We start from the raw sequence: 1,117 nt of genomic DNA on the forward strand, positions 1-1,117 counted from the left end.
ACGAGCAACACCCGAATCCAAACCCCACGTCTCCACACCCAACGACGCAGACTCCGACCAATTCCCCGCATCCGCAGCACCACCCACCTCCATATCATCAAAAAATATGGAAACGGTCGTTGACAACGTGTAGCCAGGGTTGGTTGCTCCAGAGTTGTTATAGTACATGAAGTAGCGCTCTTCGTTCACCGCGTTGGCGCTGACATTGGCAAAAAAACGAATTTGACACCACGTGGAGTCGTCGCCCGCCACAACAACGACCGGCACTTCCTGCACGGAGGTTCCGTCTTGATAGACGACTCTCACTTCATTCGCGCAGCTCGAGACGGCGCCGCCAAGCCCGCTCACGTTCACTTCAACCAAGACGTCCGCCCGGTCCTGTGAGAGGTCGTTTGAGAGGCGTATCGGCTTTCGCTTCTTCCATGACGTGTTCCACCACTGCTCCTGCGTCACGCCGTGGATGACGTCCGTTGTGACATTGGTGACTAAGTCATACCCGTACTTGTCCGTCGTGTGTGTCGTGATTGGCACGATCGCTTTGATCTCGTACGATGGCTGGTCCGTCGAAACGTCAACGAGGATGAGGGTGCTGTGCTCAATGGTGATGTTCTCTTCGCTGGAAGAGCCGACGTTCCCAAACTCATCGACACAGCGCACTTGCCACGAGTAATTCCCGTAGTCAAGCGTTTTGTTGAAGGACTGCTCAACGTCTTTTTGAATTGTTGTGTCCGTCTCGTTGAGCGTTCCGTTGAGGTAGAGCGAACAGCTCGACACGTTGTACGTTTCGGAAACGTTGTACTTGAAAAACACAAAGGTGTTGCCCAGAACGGACCCGTTCAAGGGGCTCATCGTCGTCACCACCGGCGGCGTCGCGTCTACTGTTACTGTGTAGTTCTGCGGCGCAAACGACGCGCCCGCAAACGGATCCTCACACCGCACATTCCACGCATACGTTCCTGTCCCGACATCAATGGAGATGTTCGTTTCTTGCCCGCTCTGCACGTTGGATACTGACTTGTTCGGCCCCCACGAACCAGAAAAGTTCCCGTACAACGTGCACGTCATGACTTGGTCGTCCGTCGCGGTAAAGTTGAAATCCACATGTGCGCCAACAACG

Annotated in this window: 1 protein-coding gene; it reads right to left on the reverse strand. The window is 54.6% G+C overall.

What is annotated here, in order from left to right:
- On the reverse strand, positions 1-1,117 hold a 1,117-nt coding region (locus D6783_05660), incomplete at both ends, for a hypothetical protein (GenBank protein RME52171.1).

It is taken from the genome of Candidatus Woesearchaeota archaeon (assembly GCA_003694805.1).
GTDB lineage: Archaea > Nanobdellota > Nanobdellia > Woesearchaeales > J110 > J110.